This window comes from Nocardiopsis alba DSM 43377 (assembly GCF_000341225.1).
Lineage (GTDB): Bacteria > Actinomycetota > Actinomycetes > Streptosporangiales > Streptosporangiaceae > Nocardiopsis > Nocardiopsis alba.
In genome coordinates, this window is record NZ_ANAC01000035.1 from 1 (window position 1) to 17,437 (window position 17,437).

At 67.9% G+C, this 17,437-nt stretch carries 14 protein-coding genes, 1 pseudogene and 4 CRISPR repeat arrays; of the genes and pseudogenes, 12 read left to right on the forward strand and 3 right to left on the reverse strand.

What is annotated here, in order from left to right:
* The first annotated feature begins 329 nt into the window (after positions 1-329).
* From D451_RS27590 to D451_RS0125425, 3 genes are all read left to right on the forward strand, one after another.
* On the forward strand, positions 330-506 hold the full coding sequence (locus tag D451_RS27590; protein WP_017536507.1) for a DUF397 domain-containing protein: 177 nt from the start codon (positions 330-332) through the stop codon (positions 504-506).
* 78 nt (positions 507-584) lie between these two features.
* Positions 585-764 (forward strand): DUF397 domain-containing protein, encoded by a 180-nt coding sequence (locus D451_RS0125420; RefSeq protein WP_017536508.1) that lies wholly within the window; start codon positions 585-587, stop codon positions 762-764.
* Between the two features lie 44 nt (positions 765-808).
* Complete coding sequence (locus D451_RS0125425) at positions 809-988, forward strand: DUF397 domain-containing protein (protein ID WP_017536509.1); 180 nt, start codon at positions 809-811, stop codon at positions 986-988.
* Positions 989-1,241: 253 nt separating this feature from the next.
* Positions 1,242-1,706: direct repeats of the CRISPR family, unit length 29 nt; unit sequence GGGTCCATCCCCGCGTGCGCGGGGAGCAG.
* Positions 1,707-1,810: 104 nt separating this feature from the next.
* On the opposite strand, the gene D451_RS0125430 is transcribed toward D451_RS0125425, so the two are convergent.
* The gene (locus D451_RS0125430; protein WP_036568758.1) at positions 1,811-2,590 is read right to left on the reverse strand and encodes a protein kinase; all 780 of its coding nucleotides are present in this window, start codon (positions 2,588-2,590) and stop codon (positions 1,811-1,813) included.
* Between the two features lie 748 nt (positions 2,591-3,338).
* Between D451_RS0125430 and D451_RS28900 the strand changes: the two genes are divergently transcribed.
* Positions 3,339-3,494 carry a DUF6879 family protein gene (locus D451_RS28900; RefSeq protein ID WP_338047373.1) on the forward strand — a complete coding sequence of 52 codons (156 nt, stop codon included), beginning with the start codon at positions 3,339-3,341 and terminating at the stop codon, positions 3,492-3,494.
* Entirely contained in the window at positions 3,491-4,330 is an 840-nt protein-coding gene (locus tag D451_RS0125435; protein ID WP_017536511.1) for a helix-turn-helix domain-containing protein, read from the forward strand. Before D451_RS28900 ends, D451_RS0125435 begins: the two co-directional genes overlap by 4 nt.
* A gap of 132 nt (positions 4,331-4,462) precedes the next feature.
* Positions 4,463-5,157: direct repeats of the CRISPR family, unit length 29 nt; unit sequence GGGGTCATCCCCGCGTGCGCGGGGAGCAG.
* 203 nt (positions 5,158-5,360) lie between these two features.
* Here the strand turns inward: D451_RS0125435 and D451_RS0125440 are convergent.
* On the reverse strand, positions 5,361-6,065 hold the full coding sequence (locus tag D451_RS0125440) for a GntR family transcriptional regulator (RefSeq protein WP_026125369.1): 705 nt from the start codon (positions 6,063-6,065) through the stop codon (positions 5,361-5,363).
* A 115-nt stretch (positions 6,066-6,180) separates the two neighbouring features.
* On the opposite strand from D451_RS0125440, the gene D451_RS0125445 reads away from it, so the two are divergent.
* The 5 genes and pseudogenes from D451_RS0125445 (at position 6,181) to D451_RS26910 (ending at position 14,217) form a co-directional block, all read left to right on the forward strand.
* Positions 6,181-7,347, forward strand: a complete 1,167-nt coding sequence (locus D451_RS0125445; protein ID WP_017536513.1) for a mandelate racemase/muconate lactonizing enzyme family protein — start codon at positions 6,181-6,183, stop codon at positions 7,345-7,347.
* A 276-nt stretch (positions 7,348-7,623) separates the two neighbouring features.
* The gene (locus D451_RS0125450) at positions 7,624-9,318 is read left to right on the forward strand and encodes an SLC13 family permease (protein WP_017536514.1); all 1,695 of its coding nucleotides are present in this window, start codon (positions 7,624-7,626) and stop codon (positions 9,316-9,318) included.
* A gap of 106 nt (positions 9,319-9,424) precedes the next feature.
* Positions 9,425-10,248: direct repeats of the CRISPR family, unit length 29 nt; unit sequence GGGGTCATCCCCGCGTGCGCGGGGAGCAG.
* 221 nt (positions 10,249-10,469) lie between these two features.
* Positions 10,470-11,360, forward strand: coding sequence for a MerR family transcriptional regulator (locus D451_RS0125455; protein WP_017536515.1), 891 nt, complete (start codon positions 10,470-10,472; stop codon positions 11,358-11,360).
* A 12-nt stretch (positions 11,361-11,372) separates the two neighbouring features.
* Positions 11,373-12,011: a CRISPR direct-repeat array (repeat unit 29 nt; unit sequence GGGGTCATCCCCGCGTGCGCGGGGAGCAG).
* A 419-nt stretch (positions 12,012-12,430) separates the two neighbouring features.
* The gene (locus tag D451_RS0125465) at positions 12,431-13,033 is read left to right on the forward strand and encodes a DUF7691 family protein (protein WP_017536516.1); all 603 of its coding nucleotides are present in this window, start codon (positions 12,431-12,433) and stop codon (positions 13,031-13,033) included.
* 258 nt (positions 13,034-13,291) lie between these two features.
* Positions 13,292-14,217, forward strand: a pseudogene (locus tag D451_RS26910) (aminoglycoside phosphotransferase family protein).
* A gap of 111 nt (positions 14,218-14,328) precedes the next feature.
* Here the strand turns inward: D451_RS26910 and D451_RS0125475 are convergent.
* The gene (locus D451_RS0125475; RefSeq protein WP_017536517.1) at positions 14,329-14,745 is read right to left on the reverse strand and encodes a hypothetical protein; all 417 of its coding nucleotides are present in this window, start codon (positions 14,743-14,745) and stop codon (positions 14,329-14,331) included.
* A 307-nt stretch (positions 14,746-15,052) separates the two neighbouring features.
* On the opposite strand from D451_RS0125475, the gene D451_RS26915 reads away from it, so the two are divergent.
* The gene (locus tag D451_RS26915; RefSeq protein WP_017536518.1) at positions 15,053-15,481 is read left to right on the forward strand and encodes an ArsR/SmtB family transcription factor; all 429 of its coding nucleotides are present in this window, start codon (positions 15,053-15,055) and stop codon (positions 15,479-15,481) included.
* On the forward strand, positions 15,478-17,379 hold the full coding sequence (locus D451_RS0125485) for a heavy metal translocating P-type ATPase (protein WP_017536519.1): 1,902 nt from the start codon (positions 15,478-15,480) through the stop codon (positions 17,377-17,379). The genes D451_RS26915 and D451_RS0125485 overlap by 4 nt, the downstream gene beginning before the upstream one ends.
* The last annotated feature ends 58 nt before the right edge of the window (positions 17,380-17,437 follow it).

The following is a 17,437-nucleotide window of genomic DNA, read 5'->3' on the forward strand; positions in this document are numbered from 1 at the left end:
GCTAAGCTGCTCTCGGCGAGCAACTGACCTCACGTGTTGCGACGACTCCTAGAATCCGCCCGAGATGGCGGGGGTCGGTCGTGTTCGTGCACCCCTAGAGTAACCGCCATACGTATCGACGCAAGGGGAGATATGTCCGATCGTGAAGAAACGAGGACTACTCCCCAGCTCAACGGGGAAGAAGAAATTGCGTACCTCCGCATCATCTCAGCCGAAATCATGATCTGAGAACACTCCCACCCCCGAGTGCACGACCTCCCTCGACTCCCCCTGAAGAAGCCCTGTTCCGCAGCAGTCAGCCTCCGACCTCCGAAGAGAACGGGCAGCGCATGACCAGCGAAATCACGTGGCACAAGTCCTCCTACAGCACGGCCAACGGAAGCTGCGTCGAAGTCTCCGAAGGGCACACCACCCACCTCCGCGATACTCAGAACCGCGCCCAGGCCGAACTCAGCGTCTCCAGCTCCGAGTGGACCGCCCTCCTCGACACCCTCCGAGCGAACTGATCTCCGGCGGATCACCAAGGAGCGGCAGGACCTTCTCCAAAGAGAGCTCTCCCCCCTGAGAGATCGAGGCAGCACCACATGATGAACGAGCACTGGAAGAAGTCCACCTACAGCAACGGCAACGGTGGCCAATGCGTGGAGGCCCGCGCCACCGCCCAGGGCGCCGCCGTCCGCGACACCCAACACCGCGGCCTCGCCGAACTCCATCTCCCCTGCGGAGAATGGAACGCCCTGCTCGGTGCCCTCCGCACCCGCTGACCCCCGAACCGGAACTCCCCCAGCCCGAAGGGAGCAGACGAACCATGACCCACGAACAGCCCACGTGGCACAAGTCCAGCTACAGCGCGGCCAACGGAAGCTGTGTCGAGGTGGCGGAAGGTCGCACCACCCACATCCGTGACACCCAGAATCGCGACCTGAGCGAACTCACCCTGCCCGCTCGCGAATGGAACGCCCTGCTCAGCGCGGTCCACACGGGCTGAGCACCTCAGGCGACGGCCGGAGCCTCGGCCTAAGCCCCCGCTCGTAGCCGTCGAGCCCCGAGGCCGGTCACCATGAACCACGTGACCGGCCTCGGCCACGGGCCCAAGAGCACCCCCAACAGACCCGCGCCCGCCCCATCCCCCCACATGCGGAGAACAGCCCCAACCGCATTAGCAGTGCGGCGACCTCGTGGAGCTATCCCCGCCCGCGCGGAGAGCAGGGAGAGTCCCGGTGGGCTGAGTTGAAGGCCCAGGGATCATCCCCGCGTGCGCGGGGAGCAGTACGCCTTCAGCCTCTTCTTCCTCGCTCCGGCGACCCTGGCGGGTCCATCCCCGCGTGCGCGGGGAGCAGGATCCGGAACTCGCCGCGTTCGCGGAGACGGTGGGTCCATCCCCGCGTGCGCGGGGAGCAGACACTCGCACGGGGGAGATTCGCCGCCGCACGGGGTCCATCCCCGCGTGCGCGGGGAGCAGGTTGACCCTGATCATCTTGGTTTCGACGGTGCGGGTCCATCCCCGCGTGCGCGGGGAGCAGATCCGAAGATCCTCACAGATCATCGACGCACTGGGTCCATCCCCGCGTGCGCGGGGAGCAGCGCCGTCTGCTGCCCATAGGGCGCGTAGGTCCGGGTCCATCCCCGCGTGCGCGGGGAGCAGGCGATCAGCATGGCGGTCGCCGCCGCGGACGAGGGTCCATCCCCGCGTGCGCGGGGAGCAGCTCCCTGACCTGCAACGCTATCCCGACCGACCCGTCATTTCTGCAAGTTGTTGAGAAACAGACAAAACCGACACCCCTCGATCTCTACGAGAGTCCCTTACCGATCAGCGTAGGCACTCCACCCAAGCATCCGCTGCCTTGGACAACGCCCCCAACCACCCCTCCTCGGGCCGAGAGCGGGCGAACTCCTCATACATCCGAGCATTCACCAATGCGCACACCCACCGCTCCCGCTCCGACGCCATCTCCCACGCCTTCAGACTCGACACCCACTCCAGCGCCGACTCGGGCATGTGGCCGGCCGATACCAACTGCACACCGAGCATGGTCGGCATCAACGCGGCGCAGGCCCGGGTCGGCCAATCCCAATCCACCACCCACCCCCGGCCCTGGGCGTCGAGAAGAATGTTGCGGCCGTGCATGTCGGCGTGGGTCAGAGCATCCCCCCGCAGAGCCGGGATCTCCTCCTGGGTGGCGAACCGGTCCCAGCGGGTATCGACCCATGTGGCCGCCACCTCTGGCAGCCCAAGGGTGGTGATGCGGTCGACCGCCGCGAACGCCGCCTCCAGATCGGGTGAGCCCGGAGCCAGATCACTGGGCCGGGCGTCGAGTGCTTCGGTCACGACCACGACCCACCCCTCGTCCTCGACGTGGAACAGATGTCGCGGGGCCACATCGGCCAGGTAAGGACCGATCAACGCCTCCCGGCGGGCCGCGGCACGGGCTCCTCCGGGTCGGTTCGGTGTGGCCTTGACGAAGAAGCGCTCCCCGTGGTCGTTCTCGACGATCGCCGTGGAGGCCGTCCCGTAGCCACCCGTGGTGGGTTTGACGACGAGACCGGCTCCCAGCCGAGGTTCGACGAGGGCGATGATGTCCTGGTTCATAATCACGTCCTGGGCGGGCACCAACTCAAAGGGCCCGGCCTGCACTCGGAATCAGGGGCACATTCCACGATGACGTGGCCGTAGCCACCATCACCGCGCTTCCCGTCGACCGTGACCACTTCGAGAACGGCCACCACCACGACCTGTCCTTGGAAGTCCCCACATGCGCGGGGAGTAGGGGCCGATGACCGTCAGCCTCAAGAGCGTGGAGGGGGCATCCCCGAGTGCGCGGGGCTCAGGCCATCTGCACACCGGCCTCCGGGTAGACGCCCGGTCCATCCCCACGTACGTGGGGCTCAGGCACCGACCGTGGCGGACATGGTCGTGGAACTTGGTCCATCCCCACGTGCGCGGGGCTCAGGAAAATGACCTGCGGAAACAGAAGCCGTTATCTTCCCGCAACCTGAAAGTTGAAGCAACTTCCATTCTCTGATCATCCCTACCACACCCCCGCAGGACCGACCAGAATTCACGAACACCTCATCACCATCGGGGCACCGATAGCCCGACCTTCCTCCACCTCTCTCCGCCTACACGAGCCACCCATACTCCTCAGCAACGACGCTGGCAGTCCGGACGTTGCGCGAGATTGCGGCCGCCCTTCTCCACAGCCCCTGTCGCGGTCGACCACCGCTCGACATACTCCAGACAGATCACTCTGAGCCCCCCGAGGGATAACAGGTCCGACCTCGTCACCGGAGAAGACTTCGACGACCTCTTCCGCCGCTAACAGCACACCTTCTAGCGACTGGAGACCCGTGCCTTCTACGGCGTCCTCCACGAGAACGAATCCTCCCAACGATGGCCGACCGGCGACGGCTCCGACCTGGAGTCGTTCACACCGTGGCTCACGATGATGCGCCCCGAACTCGCCACCGACGAACGCATGGAAAGAGTGCGATGACCGACTACCAGACGGCCCGTGTCTCCCTCGGCGTTCGACTCCGCGAACTCCGCGAGGAGGCCGGGCTGTCCGGGCGCGAACTCGCCTCCCGAGCGGGATGGCATCCCTCCAAGGTCTCCCGCCTGGAACGCGGAAACCAGACCGCGGCCGTCGCCGACCTGCGCCGGTGGGCGTGGTTGTGCGGGCGCCAGGACGCGATCGAAGGGCTCATCGCCCAGCTCGGAGCGTTGGAGACGCACTACACCGGTTGGCGGCGCAGTCTCGCGGCGGGCAACCGGGCGCGCCAGCAGAACGCCATCGAGATGGAGAGCCGGACCGGAACGCTGGGGATCTTCGAGTCGGTGTGCGTTCCCGGGATCCTCCAGACCCCCGACTACGCCCGGATGATGCTACGCAAGGCCGCGGAGCTCTACGGGACGCCGACCGATATCGAGGACGGCGTACGCAAGCGCATGGAACGGCGTTCGATCCTGGACGTGCGACGCCAGGGGCTACGGATCCTGCTGTGGGAACCCGCGCTGTACACACGCCAGGCCGGCAGGCGAGTCCAGGCCGACCAACTCGATCACCTCGCCGCATGTGTGCGCACCGGGCGGGGACGTATCGGGATCGTGCCCCTGGGGACCGCGCTGTCGGCCTCACCTGTGCACGGCTTTTGGATCTACGACGACGAACGGGTGATCGTGGAGACCATCGGCGCGGAGCTGGACCTGACCGACGACGACGCGGTCGAGCCCTACCGTCGAGTGTTCGACTCCATGGACCGCGACGCGGTGAACGGCAAAGCCGCCCTGGACCTGGTGCTACGCGCCCGTGATCGCCTGAAAGGCGAATGATCCGGCCAGGGGCATCCGCGCCTACGTGTGGGGACAACCGGGTTCTACAACTGCTTCGGACAAAGCGAGATCAACGCACCCCCACGTGCGTGGGGCTCAGGCAGTACCAACGGGGGAAAGCATGGCCCGCAGCGGTCCATCCCCACGTGCGCGGGGAGCAGCGGCGGGCGCGCCGGCAAGCCCAGGTCGACGAGGAGTCATCCCCGCGTGCGCGGGGAGCAGGACCCCAAGTTGGACGCCATCACGCGGACCGCGGGGTCATCCCCGCGTGCGCGGGGAGCAGCGATGCGGGACCTGATCCGTCACGGAGAACTGAAGGGGCCATCCCCGCGTGCGCGGGGAGCAGCTCCGTGCGGTGGAGACGGGTGGGGTGGCGGAGGGGCCATCCCCGCGTGCGCGGGGAGCGGTAGGACGCGCGGGCCTTCACAGCCCGGGGTCATCCCCGCGTGCGCGGGGAGCAGGTCACGGGCGGCGCCACCCTCGACCCGGTCGGGGGGTCATCCCCGCGTGCGCGGGGAGCAGGAACTCCACGACAACGCCGCCCACCTTCCGGGGGGGTCATCCCCGCGTGCGCGGGGAGCAGCTGTTGTACCCCGGCGACCTCCAGGACGAGGAGGGGTCATCCCCGCGTGCGCGGGGAGCAGCTGGGACGTGGCCGAGGCGCTGGCCGAGGACGGGGGTCATCCCCGCGTGCGCGGGGAGCAGGCTTGGCGTAGGTGCTCTTGCCCGAGCCCGAGGGGGTCATCCCCGCGTGCGCGGGGAGCAGGACGGACCCCGGGCCGCGTCGACGAGACCTGTGGGGTCATCCCCGCGTGCGCGGGGAGCAGCTTTCTGACCTGCAACGCTATCCCGCCCGACCCATCATTTCCGCACGTTGTCGAGAAACAGACAAAACCGACACCGCCTCAACCATCCACCCGAACACCACTCCCTCAGCCTAGACATCCTTGCGAGAAGCAGAGGCGAAGTCTTGGAGCCCATCCTCGCGCGCAGTACTCAGGTCGGTGTGGCGCCACCACTCCGTGCCGCCTCAGACCGAATACCCGAAGAAAGGGTGGTAGGCGACGTCTTCCCTTCCTTCGAGAGCGTTCGTGACCGCGGCGCCGAGGCTGTTGAGGATGTGGGAGCGCACCAGCGCGGCCGCGGCGGCACCATCACCGCTGACGACGAGCTCCAGGATCTCGTGGTGCTGGTTCTGGTCGATGGTGCGCGGCTCGGCGCCCGCGGGCAGTTCCAGGCCGATCCGCCGGTACCGGTCGGTCTTGTCCCACAGGTCGTCCAGAAGCCTGATCATCACGTTGTTATGGGAGGCCGTATAGATCGCCCGGTGGAAGGCCCTATGCGCCACGATGGCCTCCTCTCCCCAGGTGCGGGTCACCGGAAGGAGCGCGTCGGCCGCCGCTCTCATCGCGGCTATCTCTCGTTCCGTCCGGCGCAGCGCGGCGAGCTCGGTGGCGGAGGGTTCCAGCGAGAAACGGGCCTCCAGCAGCTCACGTGCTTCGAACGCGCTCATGGGTGCCACGCGAACGTCTCGGTGGGTCTCCATCACGACCCAGTCCTCACTGGCCAGCCGCCTGACCGCCTCACGAAGAGGGGTGATGCTCATCCCCATCTCCTCCGCCAGCTCGTACTGCGACAGGCGTGATCCCGGGGCGAGCTCACCCGAGGTGATGCGGCGGCGCAGCTCGGTATAGGCCAGACCACCCTTGCTGGAGAAGACGTTCGGGCTGCTCATCGTGACCTCTCTCACAAGATCTTCCCCCACGGGCTTGTGACCCCCATCTCAGCCATTATAGGGTCCGAATAACTTATAAGTACCTTATAAGATCCGTTTCCGCAGGAAGAGACCCATGCGAATCGTTTCCGCCCACGCCGGCACCATCCCGATCAGCTCGTCGATGCGCAACGCCTACATCGACTTCAGCAAGATGGACTGCACGATCCTGGCCTTGGTCAGTGATGTCGTGGTCGACGGCAGGCCGCTGGTGGGATATGGCTTCAGCTCCAACGGCCGGTACAACGCCACGGCCATCCTGAACGAGCGGATGCTGCCCCGACTGCTCGACGCCACGGCCGAGGACCTCCTCGACGAGGACGGCGGACTCTCGCCCGCCAAGGCGTGGGACGTCATGATGAGCAACGAGAAGCCCGGTGGACACGGTGAACGCTCCGTCGCCGTCGGCGTGGTGGACATGGCTCTGCACGACCTGTCGGCCAAGGCCGCGGGCGTACCGCTGTATCGGTGGCTCTCCGATCACTACGGTGACGGCGCCCCGGACGAGGACGTCTTCGTCTACGCCGCCGGCGGCTACTACGCGCCCGGCAAGACCCTGGGGGACCTCCAAGACGAGATGCGGGGCTTTCTCGACGCCGGCTACGAGGTCGTCAAGATGAAGATCGGCGGCGCCGATCTGGCCGAGGACCTCGAGCGCATCGAGGCGGTCATCGACGTCCTGGACGGCGACGGGTCCCGGCTGATGGTGGACGTCAACGGAAAGTTCGACCTGCGGACCGCCCTGGAGTACGGCCGGGCCCTGGACCAGTACGGCCTCTTCTGGTACGAGGAGGTCGGCGACCCGCTGGACTACGCGCTGAACGCGACCCTGTCCGAGAACTACCGCAACCCCATCGCGACCGGAGAGAACCTGTTCTCCCTCCAGGACGCCCGGAACCTGATCCGCTACGGCGGAATGCGCCCGGACCGGGATTTCCTCCAGGTCGATCCGGCACTGAGCTACGGCCTGACGGAGTACCGCCGGATCCTGGACATGCTCGCCCTGCACGGTTGGTCCTCCCGCCGATGCATTCCGCACGGTGGGCACCAGTTCTCGCTGCACATCGCCGCGGCCCTCAAGCTCGGCGGCAACGAGTCCTACCCCGGAGAGTTCCAGCCCACGGGCGGCTTCACCGACGACGCGGTGATCACCCGTGGCCGCGTAGCGCCGGGCGACCTCCCGGGCATCGGCCTCGAGGGCAAGGCGGAGTTCTACAAGGTCCTCCGGGACCTGCACGGTTGACCGTCCGAGACCGACGGCTCCCGCGACGGTCGCGCACACGGGAGCCGCCGTCTCCGACACCGCGCACCACGCCTCCGAGACGGTGCGAACGACCGCCCGGGCCACGAGCACCGCCGGCCGAACCGGTGCCACGACCGGCGACGGTCACCTACCTCCCCGCGGAGTCCCCACGGCCCTGTTCCCGAACACGGCCGATGGCGACCCGCTACCCCCTCCCCCCGAACCGGTCTCTTCGCCTCGGTACGAGCCGGGCCGAAGAGCAGAGAAGGTGCAGCAATGGCGACCTCTTACCCGTACACCCTCTGGGAGAGCCTGTGGGCCTCCCACCGGGAGATCAAAAGGCTCCTGATGTTCGCGAAGCGTGAGGAGCCACCGCAGAGGGAACCGGTGGCCTCCGGTGGCGGATCCGCCGCGCATGCGGGCCCCGAGGCCACGGGGCCGGCCGCGGAGCCCGGCGACCCCGGTCCAGGGTCAGGACCCGGACCAGGCCCCGGCTACACGCCCGCGCGCGTCACCGGGCTGGTGCTCGGCCCGCTGCTGTTCGTGGTGACGCTCCTGTTCTTCGAACCCGAAGGGCTCTCACCGGAGGGGCTGGCGGTCCTCGCCACCACCCTCTGGGTCGCGACCTGGTGGATCACCGAGGCGATCCCCATCCCGGTCACGTCCCTGCTCCCGATCGTGCTCCTGCCGTTGACCGGCGCGCTGGACGGCGATGCCGTGGTCTCGGCGTACGGCAACGACATCATCTTCCTCTTCCTCGGAGGGTTCACACTCGCGATCGCGATGGAGAAATGGAACCTCCACCAGCGCATCGCCCTCTCCATCGTCTCGGCGATCGGGACGAGTCCGCGCCGCATCATCCTCGGCTTCATGGTCGCGACGGGCTTCCTGTCGATGTGGGTCTCCAACACGGCCGCCACCATGATGATGATCCCCGTCGGACTGGCGGTCGTGTACCAGGCCGCACGTTCGCTGCGAGGAGGGGAGTTCGCCGACGACCTGCCCAAGTTCGAGAAGTCCATCATCTTCGGCATCGGATACGCGGCCACCATCGGCGGTCTCGGGACACTGATCGGAACACCGCCGCTCGCCATCCTCTCGGCGACCGTCGGGGAGCTCTTCGACGAGAGCATCTCCTTCGGAGGGTGGATGCTGTTCGGAGTCCCGATCGCCGCCATCCTCATGGCCTCGGCGTGGCTCTACCTGACGGGCGTCAAGTTCAAGGTCCGGTTCAAACAGCTTCCCGGTGGCCGGGAGATCATCCGGAAGGAGCGGAGGGCCCTCGGCCGGATGTCCGCCGAGGAGAAGATCGTGCTCGCCGTCTTCCTCGGAACGGCGTTCATGTGGGTGACCCGGTCGTTCCTCTGGGAGGGTCTCCTTCCGGGGATCAGTGATGGGCTGATCGCGATCGTCGCGACGGTGTTCCTGTTCACGCTGCCGACCCGCAGCGCCGGGGAGAAGAGGATCCTCCAGTGGGAGGACTCCAAGAAGATCCCCTGGGGCATCCTCCTGCTGTTCGGCGGCGGGCTGGCCATCGCCGCGGGATTCGTCGACACCGGCCTCTCCGCGTGGATCGGTGAGCAGCTGCGCGTGCTCGACGGGGTCAACATCATTCTGACCATCATCTTCGCCACCGCGCTCGTACTGTTCCTGACGGAGATCACCTCGAACGCCGCGACGGCGACGATGATCCTTCCGGTCATCGCGGCCCTCGCGTTCTCCCTGAACATCCACCCGTACGCGTTGATGGTCCCCTGCGCGATGGCCGCGAACTGCGCGTTCATGCTTCCGGTGGGCACTCCCCCGAACGCGATCATGTTCGGCACAGGCAGGGTGACGATCATGGAGATGGTCAGGACCGGGTTCTGGCTGAACCTCTTCGCCCTCGTCCTCATCGTCGTGGGGACGCTGTTCCTGCTGCCATTGCTGTGGGGAATCGACCTCATGACGATTCCCGCCGGGTTCCGGTAGCCGGCTCATCCGGGCCGGTTCCCGTTGACCGGACCCGGTGGAACGGCCCTTCACCGAGATCGCCCAGTGGGTGATCCGGTGGAGGCCCCTCACCTCCTCGGAGGTCGGATCCATCCCCACGTGCGCAGGGAGCAGAGGTGGGGGTGCGCACCGGGTAGCCAGACCCGGGGTTCATCCCCGCGTGCGCGGGGAGCAGATCCGGGACGGCCCGGGTCGGCGTGATCAGTCGGGGTCATCCCCGCGTGCGCGGGGAGCAGCCGGTCATGGCGAGCCCGCACCCGAACCCTGCGGGGTCATCCCCGCGTGCGCGGGGAGCAGCCCTCGGGTTCCCCGCGAACCCACCGAGGGGCGGGGTCATCCCCGCGTGCGCGGGGAGCAGCGGAGGCTTCACCGAACTGCAGCAGTACGGGAGGGGTCATCCCCGCGTGCGCGGGGAGCAGCGGGCCCGAGAGGGTTGGTCCGGGCCCGGTCGGGGGTCATCCCCGCGTGCGCGGGGAGCAGGGACCACAACACCTCGGTACGTTCGGAGGTACGGGGTCATCCCCGCGTGCGCGGGGAGCAGCCTCCACGGGCGTGCCCGGATCCAGGTTCTGAGGGGTCATCCCCGCGTGCGCGGGGAGCAGTGCAGAGAATAGTGAAGCGGCCCGACTTTATTCGGGTCATCCCCGCGTGCGCGGGGAGCAGCACACTTTTCGCTTTTCGCTTCCGGATGCGGGGCGGGTCATCCCCGCGTGCGCGGGGAGCAGGAATGCTTGCCAGTCGGACCAGGGGAACAATAGGGGTCATCCCCGCGTGCGCGGGGAGCAGCGGTGCCGCATCCGGCGGTTACATCATCATGCGGGGTCATCCCCGCGTGCGCGGGGAGCAGCCAAGAAAGCGTCGGGGCTGGGGAATATTTTGGGGGTCATCCCCGCGTGCGCGGGGAGCAGTCTTCCTGACCTGCAACGCTATCCCGGCCGACCCGCCGTTTTTGCAAGTTGTCGAGAAACAGACAAAACCGACAATCCTCAATCACCCACCCGACGCCACTCCCCCGCCAGCGTAGAGCGCCTGGAATCGGCACGGGGCGGTGTGTACGAGGTTGCACCTTCCGTAACGTCATGTGGTCCAGTGGACTCACGTCCCGATCCCCTGAGGAAAGGCCCCCGCTCATGCACTCGTCCTTCAAACCACCCCGCCAGGTCAAGATCGGTGACGCGGCGACCTTCGCCGGCACCACGCCACGGGCGATTCGCCACTACCACGAAATCGGGCTGCTTCCCGAGCCTGAGCGGGGCAGCGATGACCGTCGTCGCTACGGGTACGAGGACATGATCCGCCTACTGTGGATTCGCAAGATGGCCGACGCCGGGATCGCCCTCGACGACATCCGTGACGCCTTCACCACCGGCACGGACAGCGAAGACGGTATCGCGAACACTCTGGAACGGCTGGAGGAAACCCTTGCCGAGCAGGAGGCCGAATTGCGGCGGCAACGGACCGCCGTGCAGCGGATGCGCACCGAAGGCAGCCGGATGGGTCTGCTCTCCGACTTCGTCACCGACCGACTCAAGAACCTGCCCGAGGGTTCCCTGCGTCAGGCGGACCTGGACACTCTGCTGGTCACTGAACGGATCTTCGGCCCGCTCGGCGCGGCCGTCCAGGCCACCCGTTTCATCGTCCTGGCCACGCATCCTGCTCTGCGGGAGGATTCCGACCGCATCGACGTTGCCGAGGAGGCGCTCGATGACAGTGTCGCCGTCGATGATCCACGGGTGGCTCAAGTGGCCGTCGAGCGGCACACCTTTGAAAGCGCCCTACAGACCGTCATCGAGGAATCCGGTCTGGATGAGGACGACGATGCCCTCTTCGACGCCTGGGACGCGTTGCACCCTGAGCCCACCGATGACGACGAGGCCGACATCAGCTCCGGCAGGCGGGAGGCAGGCACCATGAGCGCGTTCGAAGCCATCGGCAAAATGCCCTACGACGCCTCCCCGGCCCAATGGCGCTGCATGGAACTGGCCATAGAACTATCCGCTCAAAACTCACCCGCTACCTAGAGCACAAGTCTGAGGGCCATCCCCGCGTGCACGGGGAGCAGCTGAGATGTGCGTTCCACCAGGGTGCCTCCGAGGGGTCATCCCCGCGTGCGCGAGGAGCAGGCCTCCACCACGGACCCCCATGTCACTGCGGCGGGGCCATCCCCGCGTGCGCGGGGAGCAGGGGCAGGGAGGGGCTAAACCCCCGCCCCGGTTGGGGCCATCCCCGCATGCGCGGGGAGCAGTCGTGCTCGGTAGAGGCCTGGGCGGTGATCAGGGGGCCATCCCCGCGTGCGCGGGGAGCAGCGTGCATGTGTCCCCCCGGTGGTCGTGCTGATGGGGTCATCCCCGCGTGCGCGGGGAGCAGTAGTAGCCGGCGTTGGCGGTGACGGGGATCCGGGGGTCATCCCCGCGTGCGCGGGGAGCAGCAGACGATGCCGGGCTTCACCACGAACGTGGAGGGGTCATCCCCGCGTGCGCGGGGAGCAGCCGCCACTGACCGTCCACAGCGAACCGCCGGGGGGGGCATCCCCGCGTGCGCGGGGAGCAGGGGGCCTCCCCGCCTCCCGGCGGGTGAGCACGGGGGTCATCCCCGCGTGCGCGGGGAGCAGTGGTCCGCCATATCACTGGTGGTCGACGGGTGGGGGTCATCCCCGCGTGCGCGGGGAGCAGCTTCCTGACCTGCAACGCTATCCCGGCCAACCCGCCATTTTTGCAAGTTGTCGAGAAACAGACAAAACAGACACTCCCCCAACCATCCACCCCAGCACCACTCCCCCACCAACCTAGTCACCCCCACCTGTTCGGAGGCAGCGGCAGGCGAAGATCATCTGAGGTCGCTCAGGGAACAGGCGAAGAACTCGTCGACGTCGAAGGACACATGCCCGTGGGAGACGCTGAGAAAGTCGAACACCTTTCCAGGCTAGGGCGCTCTCTTTCAAAGAAGAAGGGGGATCTTCCGAGCCTGTGGACAACCCGCCACCGTAGCTACAGCCACCGCCCGCCCGCCGATACACCCGCACCCACAGGCATCACCGAAGCCAGGACAACATGCCCACCCGTCTGTCGTAGGCGATCGCTAATCTCCCACCATGAGTTCCTCGCTTTCCCCCTACGTGGTCGACCTCGACGTCCTGCACAGCGGCATCGGTTCCAAGGACGACAAGCTCCGGCGCATGATCGGTGGCCGGTTCAAGAAGCACCTGGACTTCGACGACCAGCAGTTCGACTCACTGATCGATGAGGGCGCCCCCAACATCCGTGACGCGATCCGCACGGTCATCGAAGGCGGCCCCTTTAATGATCAGCACGGAACGATGTACGCCTACGCCTACAAGTGGATGTGCGAGTTCCACGGCCGATTCCAGGTCAACGGTGACTTCTGCCCGATGAAGTACGACTGGCTGGAGATGGTCGACGAGGGCCTGGAGCGACTCGGGGTGACCGCGGTCGACGTCAGTTCGTTCAGCCACGGAAGCGTCCCCTCCCCGATCCCCTCCCCGGTGGATCTCGTGCCGGGTTACGGGGAGTGGAGCCTCGAGCAGTGCCGCGAGGCCCTCGAACAGTGGGAGGCCGCCACCGACGAGGCCAAGTCCGCCATCGACTCCGAGGTGCTCCACGCCATCGAGAACTGCATGGGCTGGTGCCGCAACGCCACCGCGCTCGAACGGGGCGTCGCCGCCTTCTTCTTCTGACCGCCCCCGTCGCACGAGCGGCCCAACCCTTCGATGGCGTCTTCGGGCCGCTCGTGCACTTGTATCCCGGTGAGGCCGAGACCCACGCCCAAGCCCTCTTCTCGCCTCGCTCACCAACGCGTCGGCGTCCCATTCGCTATGCTCCGCGACGGCACCTTCTACAAGGCCCGCGCCCCGAAGCAGCCACCGCATGCCCCTCGGTCTTACCTGGCCTCTCGGGGTCACGGCGGGAAAACCCACTCCCCGAAGGGCACCCCCATGAGTTCGCCGCAGGGTATCGAAGTCCCTGACGCCCTGGTCGCGTCGTACACGAGGAACGGCGGTGAGGAGGAACGGGCCTGGGTCACCCGGCTGCCCGCGCTGGTGGCGGAACTGCTCGACCGATGGGAGTTGGAGCGCGACGGCGGCATCAGGTCCGGCGAAGCCTCACTGGTAGTGCCGGTGCGCCGCACGGACGGCACCCGCGCCGCCCTCAAACTCCAGATGCCCCGCGAGGAGACGACCGCCGCGCTGATCGGGCTGCGGGCATGGAACGGCGACGGCATCGTGCGATTGCTCGACCACGACCCCGAGAGCGGCGCCATGCTGCTGGAGCGCTTGGACGGCTCACGCACCCTGGCTTCCGTCGAGGACGACGACGTGGCCATGACCACCCTGGCCGGACTCATGACCCGGCTGCACTCCGTCCCGGCTCCCGAGGGCCTGCGCGACCTCGCGGTGACCTCGCGCGCGACATGCTGGCGTCCGTGCCGGCCGCCCTCGCCGCCCTGCCGGACCCCGAGGACCGACGGCGGCTGCACGGCTGGGCCTCGGCCGTCACCGAACTGGTCGAGGAGCCCGGCGACCGGATGCTGCACTGGGACCTGCACTACGACAACGTGCTCGCCGCCGAGCGCGAGCCGTGGCTGGTCATCGACCCCGAACCCCTCATCGGTGACCCGGGCTTCGATCTGTGGCCCGCGCTGGACACCGGCTGGGAGAGGCTCCACGCCACCGGGAACGCTCCCCGGGTGGTGCGGCGCCGCTTCGACCTGCTGACCGAAGCGCTCGGACTGGACCGTCGGCGCGCGGCCGGCTGGACCCTGGCCCGGCTGTTGCAGAACACACTGTGGGACATCGAGGACGGGCGGACCGACATCGACCCCTCCCAGACCATCGTGGCCGAGGCGCTGCCCCGCAACTGAGCGCAGCGCCCCCGAACCCGGCCCGAAACCGACATGAGCGTCTTACCGAAAGACCTAGAGGCACCCCCGCGGCCGGACGGACCATGGCGGATCCTGGTGAACGCGCCGCACCTACCCCGGCGGGTCCGGCGGCATCCGGCGACGTTCGGCGGCTCGTGTGAGGGCGGAGACCTCCGCCTTGGTCTGTGTGATCCGCGTGGCGGTCCGGCCGTGGCCGATACCCGTCCACGCGAGGAGCAGACCCGACAAGACCAGGTAGTACATCGTCATGGCGCCCCACTCGCCCGTCACGGCGGCCCGGATCAGCACGGCGGCGAGCAGCCCGGCGATGGCCGTGGTGAGGAGGAGCCCGATGATCCGTGACCTGTACAGCGACCCCAGCAGGGCCTCGCCCGCCTGCAATCGGTTCAGCTCGCCCGACCGCGCACGTGCGGTGAGTTCCGTCTCCGCCCGCTGGTTCCTGTGGGCGAGCAGCACGGCGCCCAGTCCGACGGCCACTCCGGTGACCCTGATGATCAGGTCGAACAACGAGACCTCCCCATAGCGTGCCGATCACCGCCGAGGCCCCGCACGCCGAACCCCGGACCTGGCGATGCCTACCCATATCGTCCGGAAAGGAACCCGCCCGCGCCTGAGAGCGGTCCGACCTCGCCGATAAGAGCGGCCTCCCACGGCCAGAACCAGGCGGCACCGTCACGAAAGACCTCGGCGTTCTTCCGATGGGCCGGACCTTGGGCGAGACCTCTCCCGTCCCCGCGCCTCCATTGGACCGGCTCACCACGGTTCGTCGGGGCTCGTCTTGCCCTGAGAAGGAAAGTGATCCTATTATCTTCGCATGCGTGAAGGTAAGAAGGTTTGCAGCTTCGGCCCGGACAGCCCCTACGTCGACCTGGCCGCGGAGGTCTTCCGCCTGTTGGCCGACCCCACCAGGATCAGGATCATCCTGGCCCTGCGTGAGGCCGAACATTCGGTCAACGAACTCGCCGAAGCCATCGGCAAATCGCCGACGACCGTCTCCCAGCACCTGGCCAAGCTGCGCTGGGGCAGGATCGTGGCCACCCGCCAGGACGGCACCCGGGTCTTCTACCGCCTCCAAGACGAGCATGCCCGCGAACTGGTGGCCCAGGCGGTCTTCCAGGCGGAGCACGCCCTGGACGACTCCCCCGCCCACCACCGTGCGGGTGTGGACCCGGAAGCGCGTCGGGGCACCACCCCCACCTGCCCCGCCCGCTCCACCGACGACACCTCCGGGGAAGACGAATGACACGGACGGCCACGCCGCCCATCGTGCGAGAGCGGCCCCTGCCACGGCCACCATCGATCTTCTCCACCGCCCTGAAGCCGCCCGAGGTGCGCTGGGCCCTGGCCGCCCTGGCCCTGTTCCTACTGGGCTGGTCATTCCAGCTCGCCGGAGCTCCCGCACCACTGTGGTGGACCCTCTACCTGGCCTGTTACGCCACCGGCGGCTGGGAGCCGGCCCTGGCCGGGCTGCGCGCCCTCCGCGAGAAGACCCTCGATGTCGACCTGCTGATGATCGTCGCCGCCCTGGCCGCCGCCTCGATCGGTCAGATCTTCGACGGCGCCCTGCTCATCGTCATCTTCGCGACCTCAGGCGCCCTAGAGGTCATCGTCACCCGGCGCACCGCCGACTCGGTCGATTCCCTGCTGAACCTGGCCCCGGAACAGGCCACCCTGGTAGAGGAGGACGGCGCCACCCGTACCGTCTCCAGCCACGAGTTGGAACCCGGACACCGTGTCCTCGTCCGTCCCGGCGAGCGCGTCGGCGGCGACGGCATCGTCATCGACGGCACCAGCGAGGTCGACCAACAGGCCATCACCGGCGAGTCCGTACCCGTCGTGCGCGAGGTGGGCGATGAGGTCCTCTCCGGCACCGTCAACGGAACCGGCACCCTGACCGTCCGCATCACCCACCCGGCCTCCGAGTCGGTGATCGCCCGCATCGTGGCCCTGGTCGAGGAGGCCTCCGAGACCAAGGCCGGAACGCAGCTGTTCATCGAGAAGGTCGAACAGACCTACTCCTTCGGCGTGGTCATCGCCATCCTGCTGGTGCTGACCGTACCGATGATGTTCTTCACCCACACCTTCGAAGAGGCACTGCCGCGCGCGATCGTCTTCATGATCGTGGCCTCCCCCTGCGCCGTGGTGCTGTCCACTATGCCGCCGCTGCTGGCCTCCATCGCCAACGCCGGCCGCCACGGCGTCCTGATCAAGTCCGCGACCGTGATGGAGGCCCTGGGCCGCACCACCCTGGTCGCCTACGACAAGACCGGCACCCTCACCGAGGGCGCCCCCGAGGTCATCGCCGTCGCTCCCGCCGGTGGACGCGACGAAGACGAGGTGCTGGCCCTGGCGGCCGCGGTGGAGCACTACAGCGAACACCCACTCGGTCGGGCGATCGTCGGCCAGGCGGGCGAACGCGGACTGCCGGTCCCCGAGGCGAGTGAATTTCGAGCGTTGCCCGGGCGTGGTGTCACCGGTCGGGTGCAGGGACGCGTGGTCACGGTCGAACGCGCCGACGCGGCCTCGACCGCCACCGGCACCCTGGTCCACGTCCGCGTCGACCAGGACACCGCCGGAGAGATCACGCTGGTGGACCGGCTGCGTCCCGACGCCCCCGCGGCGGTCGAGGCCGTGGTCGAGACGATCGGAGCACCGGCGGTGCTGCTGACCGGTGACAACGCCTCCGCCTCCGCCGAAGTGGCCGGGCGCACCGGAATGGGCACGGTGTATCACTCTCTGCTCCCCCAGGACAAGGTCGCCGTGGTCACCGACCTTGAGGCCCGCGGAGAGCGGGTGATGGTGGTCGGTGACGGTATCAACGACGCCCCCGCTCTGGCCGCGGCGTCCACCGGGGTGGCGATGGGCCGCAGGGGTTCGGACCTGGCCCTCGACACGGCCGATGTGATCATCGTCCGCGACGAGCTCGGCGCGGTTCCCCACCTGGTGCGTCTGTCCCGCAGAGCGCGCCGGTACGTGATCGCCAACCTGGCGATCGCCGGGACCGTGATAGCCGCCCTGGTCGTCTGGGACCTGGTCGGAACACTGCCGCTCGCTCTCGCGGTGGCCGGACACGAAGGGTCCACGGTGCTGGTCGCGCTCAACGGCGCGCGCCTGCTGCGCCGCTCCGCCTGGGAACGATGACGCGCTCCGGAGCGGGATCACGGACGACCTCTCCCGATCCGGTGTCACCGCCACGTCG